Source organism: Amphiplicatus metriothermophilus (assembly GCF_900199215.1).
GTDB lineage: Bacteria > Pseudomonadota > Alphaproteobacteria > Caulobacterales > Parvularculaceae > Amphiplicatus > Amphiplicatus metriothermophilus.
In genome coordinates this window covers 109362-127606 of sequence record NZ_FZQA01000008.1, presented here as the reverse complement: position 1 = coordinate 127606, position 18245 = coordinate 109362, and the positions used below count along the sequence as shown (strand labels likewise).

Annotated in this window: 15 protein-coding genes; 6 read left to right on the top strand and 9 right to left on the bottom strand. The window is 68.3% G+C overall.

The annotated features are described in order from the left end of the window. Window positions 1–89: 89 nt before the first annotated feature. Window positions 90–1502, top strand: a complete 1413-nt coding sequence (locus tag CHB64_RS13855; RefSeq protein WP_089413212.1) for a hypothetical protein — start codon at window positions 90–92, stop codon at window positions 1500–1502. A 56-nt stretch (window positions 1503–1558) separates the two neighbouring features. Here CHB64_RS13855 and glyS read toward each other — a convergent pair whose 3' ends face one another. Beyond that, a complete protein-coding gene (gene glyS, locus CHB64_RS13850) occupies window positions 1559–3889 on the bottom strand; it encodes a glycine--tRNA ligase subunit beta (RefSeq protein ID WP_089413211.1) in 2331 nt (776 codons plus the stop codon). 109 nt (window positions 3890–3998) lie between these two features. On the opposite strand from glyS, the gene CHB64_RS13845 reads away from it, so the two are divergent. Then, entirely contained in the window at window positions 3999–4250 is a 252-nt protein-coding gene (locus CHB64_RS13845) for a DUF6356 family protein (protein ID WP_183233989.1), read from the top strand. A gap of 17 nt (window positions 4251–4267) precedes the next feature. On the opposite strand, the gene CHB64_RS13840 is transcribed toward CHB64_RS13845, so the two are convergent. The 5 genes from CHB64_RS13840 to CHB64_RS13820 form a co-directional block, all read right to left on the bottom strand. After that, on the bottom strand, window positions 4268–4726 hold the full coding sequence (locus CHB64_RS13840; RefSeq protein WP_089413210.1) for a PaaI family thioesterase: 459 nt from the start codon (window positions 4724–4726) through the stop codon (window positions 4268–4270). Between the two features lie 76 nt (window positions 4727–4802). Continuing rightward, a complete protein-coding gene (gene mtgA, locus CHB64_RS13835; protein WP_089413209.1) occupies window positions 4803–5531 on the bottom strand; it encodes a monofunctional biosynthetic peptidoglycan transglycosylase in 729 nt (242 codons plus the stop codon). Between the two features lie 79 nt (window positions 5532–5610). Beyond that, window positions 5611–6027, bottom strand: coding sequence for a DUF1761 domain-containing protein (locus tag CHB64_RS13830; RefSeq protein ID WP_159462512.1), 417 nt, complete (start codon window positions 6025–6027; stop codon window positions 5611–5613). A gap of 130 nt (window positions 6028–6157) precedes the next feature. Then, the gene (locus CHB64_RS13825) at window positions 6158–7099 is read right to left on the bottom strand and encodes a glycine--tRNA ligase subunit alpha (RefSeq protein ID WP_089413207.1); all 942 of its coding nucleotides are present in this window, start codon (window positions 7097–7099) and stop codon (window positions 6158–6160) included. A 78-nt stretch (window positions 7100–7177) separates the two neighbouring features. Beyond that, window positions 7178–7855, bottom strand: a complete 678-nt coding sequence (locus CHB64_RS13820; RefSeq protein WP_089413206.1) for a protein-L-isoaspartate(D-aspartate) O-methyltransferase — start codon at window positions 7853–7855, stop codon at window positions 7178–7180. Between the two features lie 168 nt (window positions 7856–8023). On the opposite strand from CHB64_RS13820, the gene CHB64_RS13815 reads away from it, so the two are divergent. Further along, the gene (locus CHB64_RS13815) at window positions 8024–9478 is read left to right on the top strand and encodes an alanine/glycine:cation symporter family protein (RefSeq protein WP_089413205.1); all 1455 of its coding nucleotides are present in this window, start codon (window positions 8024–8026) and stop codon (window positions 9476–9478) included. Window positions 9479–9484: 6 nt separating this feature from the next. Here the strand turns inward: CHB64_RS13815 and CHB64_RS13810 are convergent, their stop codons facing one another. Together CHB64_RS13810 and CHB64_RS13805 are read right to left on the bottom strand one after the other, a co-directional pair. Beyond that, entirely contained in the window at window positions 9485–10717 is a 1233-nt protein-coding gene (locus CHB64_RS13810; RefSeq protein WP_089413204.1) for a tetratricopeptide repeat protein, read from the bottom strand. Window positions 10718–10829: 112 nt separating this feature from the next. Further along, the gene (locus tag CHB64_RS13805) at window positions 10830–11600 is read right to left on the bottom strand and encodes a hypothetical protein (RefSeq protein ID WP_089413203.1); all 771 of its coding nucleotides are present in this window, start codon (window positions 11598–11600) and stop codon (window positions 10830–10832) included. Window positions 11601–11812: 212 nt separating this feature from the next. Between CHB64_RS13805 and CHB64_RS13800 the strand changes: the two genes are divergently transcribed. Both CHB64_RS13800 and CHB64_RS13795 read left to right on the top strand, forming a co-directional pair. Then, entirely contained in the window at window positions 11813–12931 is a 1119-nt protein-coding gene (locus CHB64_RS13800) for a DNA cytosine methyltransferase (RefSeq protein ID WP_089413256.1), read from the top strand. Continuing rightward, window positions 12928–13392, top strand: coding sequence for a very short patch repair endonuclease (locus CHB64_RS13795; protein WP_089413202.1), 465 nt, complete (start codon window positions 12928–12930; stop codon window positions 13390–13392). Before CHB64_RS13800 ends, CHB64_RS13795 begins: the two co-directional genes overlap by 4 nt. On the opposite strand, the gene CHB64_RS13790 is transcribed toward CHB64_RS13795, so the two are convergent. Then, window positions 13343–15130: an acyl-CoA dehydrogenase C-terminal domain-containing protein gene (locus CHB64_RS13790; protein ID WP_089413201.1), complete on the bottom strand. Its 1788-nt coding sequence runs from the start codon at window positions 15128–15130 to the stop codon at window positions 13343–13345. The genes CHB64_RS13795 and CHB64_RS13790 overlap by 50 nt on opposite strands. 337 nt (window positions 15131–15467) lie before the next feature. On the opposite strand from CHB64_RS13790, the gene CHB64_RS13785 reads away from it, so the two are divergent. Beyond that, window positions 15468–18191 carry a tetratricopeptide repeat protein gene (locus tag CHB64_RS13785; protein ID WP_089413200.1) on the top strand — a complete coding sequence of 908 codons (2724 nt, stop codon included), beginning with the start codon at window positions 15468–15470 and terminating at the stop codon, window positions 18189–18191. Window positions 18192–18245: the final 54 nt, after the last annotated feature.

Sequence of the window (18245 nt, the reverse complement as noted above, 5' to 3'; positions counted from 1 at the left end):
TACCGATTCGCCGTTGCGTGCTGTTGCGTCCCGAAAAACGCCGCGCGAAGCGGCGCGAAGAGCCTGACTGCGGGGATCGGGAGAGGGGATTGGCGGGGAACGCGGACGCCGGATTCTTCGGCGGCGGGGCGGGCGCGGCGCTCGCCGGCGCGACGATCGTCATTGTGCTGATGGGCGTTGCGGCGTGGACGATTCTTTCTTCGTCGCGTTTGCGCGGCGCGTCGCTGTTTCATCGCCTGTTCATCGTGGTCGCCGTCGTCTCCGGCCTTTTCAGCGGGGTCGCCTCGGCCATCGGCTTCGGCCTCATCACCTCTCAGGAGACGGACGATTTCTTCCGCAACGCGCTGCTGCCGCCCGCTTTCGGCGGTTTCGTCTTTTTTCTGGCCGTGGCGATCTGGGTCGGCGGGGCGGAGTTCGCGCGCCATCGCGACTGGCTGCGCGGACTTGGCGACGGGCCGATAGGCGCCGCCTTCGCCTTCGCCGAGCGGGCGGTGAAGCTGCTCGTCGTTATCCCGACCCTCGCGCTCATTCTGTTTTTCGTCTCTACGTGGACGACGGTGGTCGGCGTCGGCGGCGTCGACGCCGTTCGGCATACGTACAATTTCGAGCTCGCCCGGCTGCAGGCCGAATGCGCCGGCATCACCGCGCATCGGCTTAAGGATTATCTGTTTCTCGAAGATTTGCGCCTGTCGATCGCCGACGTCAGCCGGGTCGCGCGCAACGAGCGCGAGCGCGGCGCCCAGTCGGGCGCGGCCGGCGCCGGCGCGGTCTCGAATTATTTCGATGGCGTCGTCGAATGGCTGCAGCAGCTCGAGGCGAGCGTCGTCGCCATCATCGAGGGCGAAGACCCCACGGGCCTCAGCCCTTACCAGCCCGGCGTCTGCGCCGACAGGACGGACGCGCTGAAGCGCATGCTCAGCCGCAACGCCCATGAAAATTACGATCAGTGGGCGCGCGAGTTCGAAACCGCCTTCGACGAGTTCGTCGAGATCCTGAACCGCTGGCGGCGCGACCGGCGTGTCGAGACCCTGCTCGACCAGCAGCTCGCCAATTTCGGACGCGCGAACCCGAAGCCGGCCGCAGGGGCGCGACTCGGCCGGGCGCAGGCGGCCGCCATCGATCGCTACGCGGCGGAAGTCGAATCGGCGCTGGCGACGCTGGTGCGCCGGCAGAAGCTCGCCAAGCCGCCTCGGCCCCTGCCCTCGGCGGCGGCGCTTTCGCCCGAGCGCGGCCTTGCGATCTTCGCGTCATGGTTCGAGCCCCAAGACGCGGAGAAAACGGCGGAGAAAGAGCGCGTCTCGCGCACGCAGAGCGTGGTCTATGAGGAGGAGGCCGTCGCGCCGCTTTCGACCATCACGCCGCGCGACGCGGTGCTGAAGAACGCGAACATCTTCTCCGACGTCTGGGCGCTGGCCATCGCCTGGGATTACGCCGCTTACGTGCTGATGCTGGCGTATCTGTTCTTCCCCAGCGCGGAGCGCGCGCCGGGGTTCAAAGATTAGTTCGTAGTGCGGAGCGCGTGGAAAGAAGGCGCCCTCTACGTACTACGCGCTACGAACTACCCCTCAAGCTTCGACAGATCCGCGACCGCCGCCGTCGCGGCGCGGAAGCGGGCGAGCAGCGCGAGGCGGTTGGCGCGCAGGGCCGGATCGTCGGCGTTCACCGTGACATGATCGAAAAAAGTGTCGACGGGCCGGCGCAAGCCGGCGAGCGCGGCCATGGCGTCTTCGAAGCGCTCTTCCGCGACAGCGCTTTTCGCCTTTTCCTCGGCGGCGAGAAGCGCGTCGTAGAGCGCTTGCTCCTCGTCTTGCGCGAATTTCGACGCATCGATCGCGGCCGCGTCGGCGGGCCGCCCGTCGGCCTTTTCCTCCGCCTTCAGAATGTTCGCCGCGCGCTTGAACGCGACCGCCAGGTTTTCGCCGTCGTCTGTCCTGAGGAACGCTTCGAGCGCTTCGAGCTTGCGGACGATCAGCACGAGATCGTCCTCCGGCGTCCCGTCGGCCTTGGCCAGCGCCGCATCGACATGGTCGTAGCGATGCCCCCTGTCGCGGAGATAGGCTTTCAGGCGGTCGTGGAAGAAGGCGAGGAGCGTCGGTTGCGAGGTGAAATTACCCCAGCGATCCGCTCTTGTCGGTCCGTCCAGGTCGGTTCCGCCGGTTGCTGCGGGAGCGCCGATCAATCGCCCGGCATGCCGGCGCGTAACGTCGTCAAGCCCTATGCGCGCCGCGGAGGAAATGTCTGACGATGCTCCCTCAAGCAGGATCAAAATCACCCCTAGCGCCGCCCGTCTCAGCGCGAACGGATCGCTCGACCCGGTCGGCTTCCTGCCGATCGCCCAGAACGCTGTGAGCGTATCGATCTTGTCCGCCAGCGCGACGGCGACGGAGACCGGCGCTGTCGGAACCGCGTCGTCCTGCCCGGCGGGCCTGTAATGATCGCGGATGGCGTCCGCGACGGTGGAAATGCGCTCGTATACACCTGACACACCGCTCGTTAGCGCCCGCGCTTGTACAGAAACGCCACGCGCGGCCATTTCCCTCGCCCGCAACATCATAGAATGCGCTGGATTTTTTGGATCAATCGTCCCTAACGCATTGATCGCTTTATCCATCTCTAGGAGGCGAGAACGTGGATCAAAAAAGTCTTTCGCCTGAGCAAGATAATAATACCGCCCTATGACCCCTTGCAGCTCGGGGAACTCGTAAACCATGCCGGTCGTGAGATCGGCCTTGGCGAGCAACGCGGCTTTCTCCGCCGCCTGCGGATCGGCGCCGACGGCGGGCGCGATTTCCTTCGCCAGCGCCGCGACGCGCCGGGCCTTGTCGCCCATCGTTCCCAGCCCCTCGAAGAACGTGACCTTGTCGAGGTCCTTCACGCGCTCTTCGAGCGGAACCTTCAGATCCTGATGATAGAGAAACCAGGCGTCGGAGAGCCGCGCGGTCAGCACGCGCTCATAGCCCGCGCGCATCGCCGCCCCGCCGTCAGGCGCTTCGATATTGGCGACGCAGACGAAGCGGTTGGCGAGCCGGCCCGTTTTCGGATCGCGTACGGAGAAATATTTCTGATGCCCGCGCATGGTCGCGCTCAGCGCCTCGTCGGGCAGTGCGAGGAACTTTTCATCGAACGCGCCCGTCATCGGGACCGGCCATTCGGCGAGGCCGGCGACCTCGTCGAGGAGGCCCGCGTCCTCCACGAGTTCAAGACCCTGCGCCGCGCACAGGGTCTTCGCCTCGCCGAGAATGCGCTCCTTGCGCTCCTGCGCGTCGAGAAGCACGCAGGCCCGCTTCAGCGCGGCGCGGTATTTGTCGAAGCTGCGGGCCTGAATCGCGCCGGGCGCCATGAAGCGGTGGCCGAACGTGCGGTCGCCCGCGCGGATCCCGTCGACCGCGAAGTTCACGACCTCGCCGTCGAAGCTGCACAGGATGGAATGAAGCGGGCGCACCCAGCGCAGCTCGCCCTCCCCCCAGCGCATCGACTTCGGCCAGGGAAAGCCGCGAATGACGTCGGGAAGAGCCTCGGCGATCACCTCGGCCGCGGGCCGGCCCTTGCGCTCGATCACGGCGACGTAAAAGGCGCCCTTTTTGTCTTCCCGGATCTCGCACTGGTCGAGGGAGGAAAGCCCGGCGGCCTTGAGGAACCCCGCGACCGCCTTGTCCGGCGCGCCGACGCGGGGGCCTTTCTTCTCCTCCCGCCGGTCCGGCTGGCGCCCGGGCAGGCCCGCGGCGACCAGGGCGAGCCGGCGCGGGCCGGCGAAGGCCTTCACCCCCTCGGGCAGGAAGCCGGCGTCGATCAGCGCCTGATTGACCAGCCGCTCAAGATCGGCCGCGGCGCGGGCCTGCATTCGCGCCGGAATTTCCTCGGAAAAAAGCTCTAGCAACAGCTCGGGCATGGGCTCGCCTTCTAGGCGGCGTCCCGCAAGCGCGCAACGGACTTGAAAGGTTTCGGACGAAAGAATAGAAAAACTATCAAATTGTTTACGTTTTCTGGGAGAGCCGTCCGTGGTCGCGCGTCTGTTCAAGGCCCATCCGGAGTCCGTGGGAGAAAGCTACGTCGCCCATCTCGCATGCGCCGTGGGCTTCGGGCTCCGGATGGCGGCGGGGGGCCTGGCCTGCATCGCCCATGGGGTCTTCCCCTTCCTGTTCACCCATACGGCGTCCGACACCGTGCGCGCGCTCCATGCGGAGATGAACGAGCGCCGCCGCCTGTCGATAGACGCGCCGCGCGGCGCGGGCCGGACGGCGGACTGCTGAAACGCGCGCTTTCCCGGTCATCCTTCTGCAGACGCGAGCGGGCGGCGGACCTGCACGGCGGCGATCCGCACGGCGAGTTTTCCTTCCGCGTTGAGAAAGTCCGCCTCCGCATGGATGAGGTTGCGCGACGCGTTCAGCACCCGCGCCTCGATGGTCGCGAAGGGCTGCATGATCGGGCGGAAGAAGTTCGTCTCCAGCCGCGAGGTGCGGAAGCGCTCCCGATTGTCCGCGAGCACGCTCATGGTGACGAGGCCGGCGACGTGATCGGCGACCGCGGCGACATGGCCGCCGAACATCACGCCGTCGGGCATGATGAAGCGATCGTCGATCTCCCAGCGCATCGAAAGGCGCCCCCATGACCACGAGACCAGCCGGATGTCGCCGAGCGCGCTCTTCGCCCATTCGCGAAAGCGCGACTCGCCGGCCTTGTAGCCGTTGAGGATGTCCGTGTGGCGCTCGCTGGTGACGCCGGCCATGACCCTCTCGCCTCGCCTTTCCGGGGCGCGAGACTATGGCGCGCCGGCGCGCCTGTCGACGGGCGCGCGCACATGCTCAGCCCAGCACGCAGGCGGCGAGCCCGTCGCGGCGCACGATCTCCATGCGCTTGCGCAACATCGCCGCCCGGGCGCGCACATAGGGGCCGGGCGGATCGACCCGCCATTTGTTCGGGCTCGGCAGGACGGCGGCGAGCAGCGCGGCCTCCCGCGGCGTCAGGTCCTTCGCGCGCTTGCCGAAGCGAGCCTGCGCGGCCGCTTCAGCGCCGAACAGACCGTCGCCCCATTCGGCGACGTTGAGATAGACTTCCATGATGCGGCGCTTGGTCCAGAAGGTCTCGACGAGCGCCGTGAACCACGCCTCGACGGCCTTGCGCGGCCAGCCGCCGCCGTTCCACAGAAAGGCGTTCTTGGCGGTCTGCTGGGAGATGGTCGAGGCGCCGCGCCGGCGCCGGCCGTCGCGGGCCTCTTCGAGCGCGGTCCCGATCGCGTCGAGGTCGAAGCCCTGATGCAGGCAGAAGCGCGAGTCCTCCGCGGCGATCACGGCGAGGACGAGATGCGGCGAGATCTCCTCAAGCGGCGTCCACGGATGAACGATGCGGTCGCCGGAAAGCTTGCGCTCGAGCATGACGAAGGTGCCCGGCGGCGGCGCGACGCGATAGGCCGCCGCCCACAGGAGGGAGCCCAGCAGCGCGAACAGCCCCGCCCAGCCCGCGACGCGGGCCGCGCGCGCAAGCCGCCGCGACAGCGGCGTCGCTTTCTTTTTTCGACGGGTCTTTTGCGCCATCGCCGTTCAGAAAAGACAGGCCCCAACGAAGAGGGCGGGCGCGAGGGCCCGCCCCTTCCCGTTTCATAACCCAAAGCGCTCAGGCTTTCATCAAGGCCAGCGCCGCCGCGCTGACGACCCAGCCGACGAGCAGATGGCCGGCGTCGATCAGCAGCAGTTTCTCGCTGTGCGCGACCGAGTAAACATAGGCGTAGCCCGAGAACGGCAGGGCGAACACGATCCACAGGATGACGGCCGTCACGACGGCGGCGTTCAGTCCGGCGGCGTTCTTCCACTTCATCACAAGGCCGATTCCGATCACCTGAAGGACGGTGATGACGAAACCGTATACGTACCAGATCGGGCCGCTGCTGGCGGCGGCTTCGGCTTCCGTGACGCGCATCAGCGCCATCCACAGATCCTTGAACAGGACGCCATACCACAGCCAGCCGATCAGGTAGAACACGACGGACGCAACCAGCACGGCAAGGACATTGAGACCAAACAGCTTGGGCATATCCGCCTCCATGCTCAGCGTACGCATATGGTACGAGGATTTGCGCGCTCGCGCAATTCGGAAGAAAGCGACTGTTTGCTGACAATCAGGGCGCGAATTTCGCCGCTCCAGGCGCGCGTCGGCGGTCCGCTCAGCCTGCAGCGTAATCGACGACGCCGGCGCCTTCGGCGCGCCCCTGCGGGCTTTTCAGCCAGGCCTCGCAGCACGCCTTGGCGAGCGTCCTTACCCGGAGGATATAGGACTGACGCTCGGCGACCGATATGACGCCGCGCGCGTCGAGCAGATTGAAAAGGTGCGAGGCCTTGACGCACTGGTCATAGGCCGGCAGCGCATAGGACCTTCCCGTCTTCTCGCCGGCCTCGATGATCGCCAAGCACTGGGCCTCCGCCTCGCGAAACTGGTCGAACAGAAAGTCCGTGTTCGCCAGCTCGAAATTATAGGCAGAGAACTCCACTTCCTGCTGGTGGAAGACGTCGCCATAGGTGAAGGGCGTCCCGTCGGGCTTCGCCCCGCCGAAGACGAGGTCGAATCCGTTGTCGACGCCTTGCACGTACATGGCGAGGCGTTCGAGCCCGTAGGTGAGCTCGCCCGTCACCGGCCGGCAATCGAAGCCGCCGACCTGCTGGAAATAGGTGAACTGGGTGACCTCCATGCCGTCGCACCAGACCTCCCAGCCGAGGCCCCAGGCCCCGAGCGTCGGGCTCTCCCAGTCGTCCTCGACGAAGCGGATGTCGTGTACGGAACGATCGATCCCGATGGCGTCCAGCGAGCCGAGATAAAGCTCCTGAATGTCGGGGGGAGAAGGCTTCAGCACCACCTGGAACTGATAATAGTGCTGGAACCGGTTGGGGTTGGCGCCGTAGCGCCCGTCGGTCGGGCGCCGGCAGGGCTGGACGTAAGCGGCGTTCCAAGGCTTGGGCCCGAGCGCGCGCAAGGTCGTCGCGGGATGGAACGTGCCCGCCCCCATCTCCATGTCGTAGGGCTGAAGGATGACGCAGCCCTTTCCGGCCCAATATTCCTGCAGGGTCAGAATGAGCTCCTGAAAGGACGGCTTCTTCTCGGCTGTCGGCATGAGGATCGTCGCGCGGCTTTTCGGCGCGCGGACGCTAGAGGCCCGCCCGGATCGGGTCAAGGCGCGGCCGTCGGTCCGTCAGTGGCTGATCGTCAGCGCCGAGAAGCGCACCGGCAGGACGGCGCGTTCGCGAATCTCGCCGCGGACGTCCTTTTCGACCAGCGTCAGCTCCTGGCTGTCCTCGCCTCCTACGGGCAGAACCATGCGTCCGCCGGGCTTCAGCTGATCGAGCAGCGCGCCCGGGATCTGCGCCGGCGCGGCGGCGACGAGAATCTTGTCGAAGGGAGCCTCCTCCGGCCAGCCGCGCGAGCCGTCCCCGGTCCGCACCCGGATGTGGCCATAGCCCGCCTCGCGCAGGCGCCGCTCGGCTTCCGCGGCGAGCTCCGGAATCAGCTCGACGGTGAAGACGGCGTCGCAAAGCTCGCCGAGCACCGCCGCCTGATAGCCGAGGCCCGTGCCGACCTCCAGCGTCCTGTCTTCCTCCTCCAGCTCCAGAAGGTCGGTCATCAGCGCCACGATGAAGGGCTGGGAGATGGTCTTGCCCCAGCCGATCGGCAAAGGCGTGTCTTCATAGGCGAAAGGCTGCATCTCCGCCGGCACGAAAAGATGCCGCGGAACGCGCGCCATCGCCTGCATGACGGCTTCGGACAGGCTCTCCCGGCCCGTCCGGTCAGCGCAGAAATCGGCGTGGGCGGCGATGGCCGATATCATCGCCTGACGGCGCGCGCCCAACGCTCGCGGGTCGAGATCCGACATGAGCGTCTCCGCACAAGGCCGACAAACGTCCGGCGGCGTTTATGTTGGCGCGACCGGGGCCGGCTTCAATAGGCGCGTAGTTGCAGGCCCCTGCCCAATCGTGTCAGGTCGATGACGGATGAACGGCCTGCCGCGCCGCAACAAGACTACGATCCGAGGGGACCGCCGATGATCGCCTTTCTGAACGACCTCCTGTGGAGCAAGGTGCTCGTCTATGTGCTGATCCCCGTGGGGCTTTTGTTCACCATCGCCTCCGGCTTCGTGCAGGTGCGCCATTTCGGACGGATGTGGGGGATCTTCGGCCAGGCCTTCCGCCACAAGACCGCGCAGCCGACCTCCTTCCAGGCGCTCGCGCTATCGGTCGCCGGCCGGGTGGGCGCCGGCAACATCGCCGGCGTCGCCGTGGCGATCACGCTGGGCGGGCCGGGCGCGATCTTCTGGATGTGGCTTGTCGGGCTCGTCGGCATGGCCACGAGCTATTTCGAATGCGCGCTCGGCCAGCTCTACAAGCGCCGCGAGCCCAACGGAAATTTCCGCGGCGGGCCGGCCTTCTACATCAAATACGGCCTCAGGAGCCGCCTGGGGCCGGGGGCGATCGGTCTCGCCGGGCTTTATTCCGCGCTGTTGTTCGTCACTTTCGGCTGCGCTTTCGTCGTCCTGCAGAGCTTCGCGCTGACCAACTCCATCGAGAGCGCCTTCGGCGCGCCGCGGCTGGCGACGGGCCTCGCGCTCGCCGCGCTCGTCGGCGTCGTCATTTTCGGCGGCGTGAAACGCATCACCAACGTGGTCGAATTCGTCGTGCCGCTGATGGCCGCCGGCTACATCCTCATGATGCTGGTCGTGCTCGTCCTCAATGCGCCCGAGGTTCCGGGCGCGCTGTGGACAATCATCGCCGGCGCCGTCGGACTTGAGGAGGCCGCCGGCGGCGCGATCGGCGCGGCGATCACCAACGGCGTCCGGCGGGGGCTCTTCTCAAACGAAGCCGGCCTCGGTTCGGCGCCGAACGTGGCCGCCGTCGCCTATGTTCCGCACCCGGCGCAACAGGGAATCGTACAGGCCCTGTCCGTGTTCATCGACACGATCATCATCTGCTCCTGCACGGCTTCGATCATCATCCTGTCGGGGCTCGACGCGAACGATCCAGACATCGACGGCGTGGTGCTTACCCAGCTCGCGCTCGCAGAGCATATCGGACCGTGGGCGGAGCAGTTTGTCGCCCTGGCGCTCACGCTGTTCGTATTCTCTTCGATCATGTACAATTATTTCCTCGGCGAGACCGCGATCGACTTTTTCACGAGCTACCGGCCGTTCGTGTTCAATATCTTCCGCGCGATCACGCTCGGGCTGGTGATTACGGGAGCCAGCGTCAATCTCGGCGCGGCCTTCGGCTTCGCCGACGTGACGATGGCCGTGCTGGCGCTCGTGAACCTTTTCGCGCTCGTTCTGCTGTTCCCTACGGGGCTGAGGGTGATGCGCGACTTCGACCGTCAGCTCAAGGACGGCCGCGAGCCGGCGTTCGATCCAGACCGCTTCGCCGATCTCGACATCGACCGGGAGGCGTGGACGCTTGAAGAAGAAGACGCCGCCCGCCTCGCCGCGCTGCGCGCGAACAGCGGCGCGTGAGCCCGCTCACAGCGCCGCCATCGCGTTGACGATCCGGTTCGATTCCTCGATCGGCGGCAGGGCGGTGAGCGCGTCCTGGAAATATTTGCGGGCGAGGGCGCGCTCGCCCGATTTCGCCGCGATCAACGCCCGGCCGACCAGCGCCTCGTAATTGTCGGGCGTATAGGCGAGCAGGCGGATGAACACGCCGTCGGCCTCCTCGAGCTTGCCGGCGGCGGCCTTGCAGAACCCGACATCGACCATGGCGTCGAGCGCCCAGGCGTCTTTGCGAAGACGCGCCTGCGCGCCTTCGCATTCGGCCACGCCCACGCGCTTGCCCAGAATTCGCTCCGCCTCGCGGGCGATGTCGATCTCGCGCGGCGCGAAGACGGCGGCGCGATCCTCGCGCAGGGCGGGCCCTTCCGAATCCGCCGGCGGCGCCGGCACGGAGAGCGCGGCGAGCGTAGGCATCTCGGCCGATTTTCCGGGAGCGGACGAGGCGCCCTGCGGCGCGGAGGAAGCGGCCCCGGCGCCGGCGGTCCGCACGGGCGCGCCGGACGCCGGCGGATCAAGACGCTCCGGCGCGGCGTAGCCCGCGAAGACGAGGGCGCCGTCCGCCGGCGCCTCGCGCAGGGCCGGCGCGGAAGGCGCGGCCGTCTGCGCGGGCGGGCGATCGGGCGCGGCGCCCGTCGCCGGCGCAGGCTTCAGCGTCGGGGCCGGCGCAAGCTCCTCCGCGACCGGACGGCTTGCAGCCGTCTTCGCCTGCTTCTTCCCCGCCTGCGCCTTCTCCGCCTGCGCCGCGCCGCGCGCGGCCCCGTCGGCGAATTCGATGTCGATGCAGGAGGCGCGCGCGCCGTCGATGACGCAGTCCCGGATCGCGGCGCGCGCCATCGGCCGGGCGCTTTTCACGGCGAGCGCGCTGCCGCCCTCTTCGGCCGTGAAGGCGAGCGCCTCGGCGAGCCGGCTGCGCCCTTTGAGGTCGATCTCGAGCGCGGCGTCGACTCCCGGCAGGAAGAAAGCGCCGCCCCGCCGGGCGGCGACGTCGCAGGCGCGCCGGCAGATCAGCGCCACGCGCATCAGCCGGCCGCGTTCGCCCACCTGCACGTCTCGCAGCTCGTTGGGCGCGCGCGCCGCCGCGCGTGCAGCCTCTTGCGCGGTCGCACGCCCTTCCGCCGCCGCGCCGGCGGCGCTCACGGCGGCGAAGCCGATGAGCGCGGCGGCGGGCGCCAGAGGCGCAAGATAAAGCAAACGTCGGAACATGCGGCGCGGCCAGTCGCAAAAATGACGCCTTCCAAGGGTTCAAGAGAGTCGGCCTGTCGGTCAACGCGGGCGGCGACAGGGCGGGCGCGCTGCGATCCCCGCCCTTCGCCCGTCAGTAATAACGCACGACATAGCGGCTGCCCGACTTAATATACGGATAGCCGTAAGGATCGTGGCACAGGATCGCGCCGAGCAGCACGCGACGGCCGCGCCGGTATTCTATTCGCTCGACCGCGTAGCAGCCCCGCGGCGCGTAATAGCCGCGATGATAGGCCCGCCGCCAGCCATAGGGGTCGTAACCGGCGAAATAATGAAAGACGAAATGGTCGTTGCAATAATAGCCGTGGCCCCGGCGCGGCCCGCGGCCGTGACGATGACCGTATGAATAGCGCCGCCCGCGATCGTAATGCCGGCGATAATGACGGTCGCGATAACGGTCGTATTGCCGGCGCCGCCAGTCGTCATGATAGGCGTAGCGCCGGTCGCGGCGATGGTCATAGCGGTCATGGCGCCGGTCGCGACGATGATCGGCGCGGTCGCGCCGGCGTTCATATCGGTCTTCCCTGCGGTCCCGGCGGTGGTCGGCCCGGTCGCGGCTGCGGTCGCGACGATCGTCGGCGCGGTCCCGACGCCGCTCGCGCCCGTCGCCGCGCCGTTCGCGGCGCTCGTCCCTATCGTCAGCGGCGAGAACCAGAGAAGGCTTCTGCATGCGCGCGCCCTGTGCGAGCCGCTCGGCCGCCCCGTCGAGCGCTGCGGCGAGAACGCTTCCGGGCGAGCCCGGCGCGGCCGCGGCCGACGGCGCCGTCATCGCGAGAAGAACCGCGGCCGCCGCGGCGGTCCCGCCCTGAAAGAATTGTCGGCGGAGAAATCGATATAAGGGCATGTCGCGTCTCCCGACACTGCGACGCCCCATGCAGCCCCGTCAGCAGTTTGGCCCGCTTGCGCAGGCCGGTCAACGCTCGAGCGCGTCAAACGGCGTTGAACGCGGCCCCGATTCCGCCGATGCTGCGCGCCAGCCCCGGAACGGAGCGTGAATCCGCGCCGAAATGCGGCGGGAATGAGGCGAAAACGGGGCAGGCTGAAGAGTTGCGCCATATGCGGACCTTTTTTGAGTTTTTCGCCGGCGGCGGCATGGCGCGCCTCGGCCTCGGCCCGGCCTGGCGGTGCGCGTTCGCCAACGACGTCGATCCGGCCAAATGCGCCGCCTACAGAGCGAATTTCGGAGGGGAGACGCTGATCGAGGCGGATATCGCCGCTCTGAAGCTCGAAGACCTCCCGGCGGTCCGCGCTGATCTCGCCTGGGCCTCCTTTCCCTGTCAGGATCTGTCTCTCGCCGGCGCCCGGGCGGGGCTCGCCGGAGCGCGCTCGGGCCTCTTCTTTCAGTTCTGGCGTCTGATCGAAGCGCTCTCGGGGGCCGGGCGCGCGCCGCGGCTCATCGTCATCGAAAACGTCGCCGGATTGATGACCTCGAACGGCGGCGCCGATTTTCGCCGCGTCATCGAAACCGTCGCCGGCGGCGGCTACGTCGTATCGGCCATGGCGATCGACGCGCGCTGGTTCTCTCCCCAGTCCCGTCCGCGGCTCTTCATCTTCGGTTTCGCCCAGGAATGCGCGCCTCGGCGCCGGAGCGCGCCCCCCCTCGACAGCTTCTCCCCCGCCGCGATGCGGGCGAGCCTCGGCGCGCTTTCTTCTAAGGCGACGCGACGCTGGCGCTGGCTCGCCGCGCGCCCGACGGCGCGGCCGAATATGCGGCTTGAAGATCTCGTCGACATAAATGCGCCCGACTGGTGCGCCGCGCGCGGGGCGGCGGCTTTGTCGATGATGAGCGCGCGCCAGCGCGCGACGGTGGAAGCCCTGCGCGCTTCCGGCGACCGTCATGTCGGGGCCGCATTCCGCCGTATACGGATCGAAAACGGCGCGCGCGTCCAGCGCATCGAGGCGCGTTTCGACGGGCTTGCAGGCTGCTTGCGCACCCCGGCGGGCGGCTCTTCGCGTCAGATGCTTGTGAAAATCGAAGACGGGCGCGTTTTCGCGCGGCTGCTTTCCCCGCGCGAGGCGGCGCGGCTGATGGGGTTGCCTGAGGATTACCGCCTGCCGGAACAGACGACGGCGGCCCTGAAGCTGTGCGGCGACGGGGTTTCGGTTCCGGTCGTGCGCTGGATCGGCGAGGCGATCCTGACGCCCCTCCTCGCGCAGGAGGCGCAGGCGGCGTGACGGGCGACAGGCGCACCGACGTCTTCACGCCCGAAAAGCGCTCGGCGGTGATGCGCGCGGTGAAAGGCGCGAACACCCGGCCCGAGATGGCGCTGCGCCGGGCGCTGCACCGTCTGGGCCTGCGCTACCGGCTGCACGCGAAGGACCTGCCGGGCAGGCCGGATCTCGTTTTTCCCGGCCGTCGCGCCGTTCTGTTCGTGCACGGATGCTTCTGGCACGGACACGATTGCGCGCGCGGAAGTCGCGCGCCGAAGTCGAACCGCGCCTACTGGACGGCCAAGATCGCCCGCAACCGGGCGCGCGACGCCGCGGCGGCCGAAAAGCTCGCCGTTGCGGGCTGGCGCGTCTTCGTCGTGTGGGAGTGCGAGATGAAAGACGTCGAGGCGACGGCCCGCCGCCTCGCCCGCGCGATCAGAACGCCTCCGCCGGCAGAGCCATCACGGGCTCGGCGCCGCTCTTGAGCTTGGCGAGGTGGGCCTTGGCGTCCGGCAGAACCCGCGCCAGGAAATAACGTCCGGTGGTCAGCTTGCGCTCGTGGAACTCGTCCGCCTCGCCGGCTTTCTTCTTCTCGATCGCCGCTTTCGCCAGCATCGCCCAGGCGTAAGCCAGGCCCGTCAGCGCGAAGAGATGAAGATAGTCCATGGACCCTGCCCCGGCGTTGTTCGGGTCCTTCATGCCGTTCATCGCGAGCCACTGCGTCGCTTCGGCGAGATCGGCCTTGACGTTCGCGAGCCCGTCGATGAACGGCTTCAGATCGTCGCCGCGATTGTCCTTCACGAACTGATCGAGCTCGGCGAACCAGGCCTGCACGGCGCGCCCGCCGTCCCTGGCGAGCTTGCGCCCGACGAGGTCGAGCGCCTGAATGCCGTTCGCGCCTTCATAGATCATGGCGATGCGCGCGTCGCGCACGAACTGCTCCATCCCCCATTCCTGGATGTATCCGTGCCCGCCGAGCACCTGCTGGGCGTTGGTCGCATGCCAGTAGCCTTTTTCGGTGAAATAGGCCTTGAGCACCGGCGTCATCAGGCCGAGGAAATCATCCGCCTTCTGACGCTCCTCGGCGTCTTCCGAACGATGCGCGAGATCGCCGTGCAGGGCCGACCAGTACATGAGCGCGCGCGCGCCCTCGTTGAAGGCGCGATGGTCGAGCAGCATCCGGCGAACGTCCGGATGCACGATGATCGGGTCGGCCGGCTTGTCGGGCGCGGCCGGGCCTGTCAGCGCGCGCCCCTGCAGGCGGTCCTTCGCATAGGCCGCCGCGTTCTGATAGGCGACCTCGGAGACGGCGAGGCCCTGCAGGCCGACGCCGATGCGCGCCTCGTTCATCATGGTGAACATGGCGCGCAGGCCCTTGTTCTCCTCGCCGAGAAGATAGCCCGTGGCCTCGTCGTAATCCATCACGCAGGTCGAGTTGGCGTGAATGCCCATCTTCTCTTCGATCTTGCCGCAGACGACGCCGTTGCGTTCGCCCAGCGAGCCGTCCTCCTTCGCCAGGAATTTCGGCACGATGAAGAGCGAGATGCCTTTCGTGCCCTCCGGCGCGCCCTCGATGCGCGCGAGCACGAGGTGGACGATGTTCTCGGTAAGGTCGTGCTCGCCGGCGGAGATGAAGATCTTCTGGCCGGAGATCTTGTAGCTTCCGTCAGGCTGCGGAACGGCTTTCGTGCGCAGAAGGCCGAGATCGGTGCCGCAATGGGGCTCGGTGAGGTTCATCGTCCCGCCCCATTCGCCCGAGATGAGCTTGGGCAGCCAGGTTTTCTTCTGCTCGTCCGTGCCATGCGCGTAGATCGTATCGGCCGCCCCGCGCGCCAGTCCCGGATACATGCCGAACGCCATGTTCGCCGCCGAGACCATCTCGCCCACCGCGATCGCCAGCACGTAAGGCAGCCCCTGCCCGCCATAGTCAGGATCGGCCGACAGGCCCTGCCAGCCGCCTTGCGCGTACGCGTCATAGGCTTCCTTGAAGCCCTTGGGCGTCTTCACCGACCCGTCGGACTCGCGCCTGCAGCCTTCCTGGTCGCCGGACTGGTTGAGAGGGTGCAGCACGTTCGCGGCGAGCTTGCCGCCCTCTTCGAGAATGGCGTCGATCACGTCGGGGCTCGCATCGGCGAAGCCCGGCAGGTTCGAATATTTCGAAAGCTGCAGAACGTCGTGAAGCACGAACTGCATGTCGCGAATCGGCGCGGCGTAGCTGGTCATGGCGCAGGCTCCTTCCGGCTTGGCGCGGCGGCGAAGAAGCGCCGCGGAAAACTTTTCCCCAATCTAGCCCCGAGCAGAGCCGGGTAAAGCGCCCGGCGCAGCCTTTTTCGGCGCCCCAGGAGACGCGAAGCGGGCGCGTGAAGCGCCGAATCGGCGTTAATGGGCGGGAGGGCTTTATCCGGATGGCTCAACGACAGGGCATTCACCCTTTGCGAACGCGGCGAAGCGCCTTACCGCTCGACCGGATGCCTCGCCGCCCGCGGCGAGGCATCCGCGCCGCGTTCGCGGTGTCGTCGGGGGAGGCCGCTCCAATGACCAAACGAAAGCGGTGGCGAACATGAAATCGAACGCGCCATGGAGCGTCAAAGGCATCGAGCGCGACGCGCGCGAGACCGCCAAGGAAGCCGCGCGCCGCGAAGGCATGACCGTCGGCGAATGGCTCAATCAGGCGATCTACGCCGTCGGCGCGCCGGAAGGCGCGAGCGGGCCGATCGCAGGGCTCAAGGCCGCCGACATCGTCGCCGCCGTGGAGCATCTGAAGAAGCGCATCGTCGCGGCGGAATCGAAAAGCGCGGCGGCGGTGGACGACCTTGCGCGCAATCTCGCCGGCGTCGTCGAGCGGCTGCAGCGGCTGGAGCGGCTGCGCCCGGTCGAAGGGGGCGCCAGCCCGGCGCTCGAAGAGCGCCTTGCGCGGCTCGAAGAGAAGGCGTTCGACCGTCAGCGCATCGACGCGCTCAAGGCGCTCGAAAAGGCGGTCGCCCAGGCCGCGCTGCAGTTCGACGCCGCGCATAAATCGTCCCAGGCGCGCATCGAAGCGGCCGAAAAGCGTCTCGACGATCTCGCCCGCAAGATGGAGACGGCCGGCGCGGGCGACGCGCTCGCGGCGATCGCGCCGCTGAAAGAGGCGCTCGAAGGCATGTCGGCGCGCATCGCCCGCGCCGAGCGCATCGCCGCAGAGGCCGCGCAGCTCAAGGCCGAGGCCGCCGGCGCGGGCGATTCCGATTTCGTCGAGCGCACCGGGGCGCGCCTGCGCGCGCTCGGCGACGAAATAAAGCGCGGCGGCAACCAGATCCGCACGCTGGAAGCGGCGATCAGAAAACTCTCCGATCATATCGACGCGGCGGAACGGCGCAGCGCCGAAGCCGTTCAGAAAGTTTCGGAGACCGTCGAAACGCTGCGCGACCGGCTCGAACGTCCCGCAGCAGGCGATGACGCGAAAATCGCCAGCCTCCAGGTCGCAGTCGAGGCTCTCGCCGCCCGCATCGAGGCCGCGCCGCGCGCCGAGACGGGCCGACGCGAAGAGACAGAGCCGGACGCCGACATCGAGGCGGAACTCGTCGATATCGACGAGGCCGGCGAGGACGCCGCGCTCTTCGACGACGCCGCCGAGCCCCTCGAACTGTCGATTGAGGATGACGATGAGATTGGCGTCGCCCCGGAGGGCGAGACCGACGGCGTTTATCGCCGCCCCCCTCAGCAAAAGCTGCAAAGCGATGAAGCGGCGGACGACGAGGACGCCTTCGCCTTCGACCTCGACGACGACGCCGGAGAAGACCACGGCGGCAAGAGCGTCGAAGAGTACGCCGCAGCGATGCTCTCCGACACGGATGACGCGCGCGGCCGGCCCGAACCGGACGAGGCCGAAGCGACGGCCGGGGAAGACGACGACGCGCTCGACGCGGCTTTCGCCGCCTTCGAGGCGGAGAAGCGGGCCGAGCGCGCGCGTCTCCGCGAGACGACGGACGGGGCGCTTTTCGCCGCAAATCGCGACGCGCCGCAGGCCGCACAGGCCGACGGCGACAAGAAGGACGATCCGGCTGCGGACGAGCCCTTGCTCAAGGCCGACCCCCGCAGCGCGGCGCTGCGTCGGCTGAGCCCCAAGCAGCGCGCCGCCCTCGCCGCCAAGCTGCGCCGGCGCCGCCTCGTCCGGCAAGGCCTCTCGCTCGACGACGCTGCGCCCGAAGCCAAGCCCAGGGTCGAGCCCGCCGAGGCGCGGACGCAGAAATACATGCCCTCCCTGGACGCGCCCGAGAACGACGACGAAGCGCGCGAGGACGATCGCGAGCCCGGCATGTTCTCGCGCATGACCGGCGCCCTCGGCGCGATGAAGCGCCGGCTTGTCGCCGGGCAGCGCGGCGGCGCCGATGACCGCACGGCGCGGCTCGCCGCGCGCGCGACAGATCGGCCCCGCGCTTCGTCGACTTTCGCCGCCGAAGACGAAGATCAACTCGCTCATGAGGACGACGCGCCCCGATCGTCCGAGCCCGACATTTCAGGCGGGTTGCGCCGTCTGGCCGCTCAGGCCGCCGCGCGGCCGGTTCCCGTCGCGCTCGCCGCGGCGATCGTGCTCGCCGGCGCGGCGCTGTTCTTTCTTGTCAAGGATTCGATCCTCGGCGGCTCCGCCGGCGGACCGGAGGAGGCGCGCAGCCAGGCGGCGGCGGACGGGGACGAAGCCGCCGCGCTTGCGCCGGCGATCGATCCGCGCGCCCTCTATCGCGAAAGCGCGGCCCGGCTCAAAAACGCCCGCAATGACGCCGACACGCGCGAGGCGCTGAAGGGCCTCGAACAGGCGGCCGCGCTCGGCCATCCGCCGGCGCAGCTCCAGCTGGGCGAGCTCTACAAGCTAGGCCAGGGCGCGCCCCAGGATCTCGCTGCGGCCCGCGCCTGGTACGAACGGGCCGCCAACGGCGGCAACGTGCTCGCCATGCACCGCGCCGGCGTAATGGCCGCGCGCGGCCAGGGCGGGCCGGCCGACCCGGAGGCCGCCATCGCCTGGTTCGAGAAGGCGGCGGGTTTCGGCCTCGTCGATTCCCAATACAATCTCGGCGCCCTCTACCACCCCGGCGGAAACGAAGCCAACGCGCCCTATCAGGACGCCGCCAAGGCCTATTTCTGGTACGCGCTGGCCGCTCGGAACGGCGACGAGCAGGCGCGCGCGCTCGCCGACGGACTCGCCAGCGGCCTGCCTGCGGAACAGCGGCGCGCCCTCGACCAGTCGGTCGCGGCCTGGACTCCTCAAACGCCGGACCCGGAAGCCAACGAACCGGCGCCGGCCTCCTGAAGCGGTGCGCCCGTTTGGCGTTGACAAGCGCCCCGAGACCCGCCTAGCCGGAAG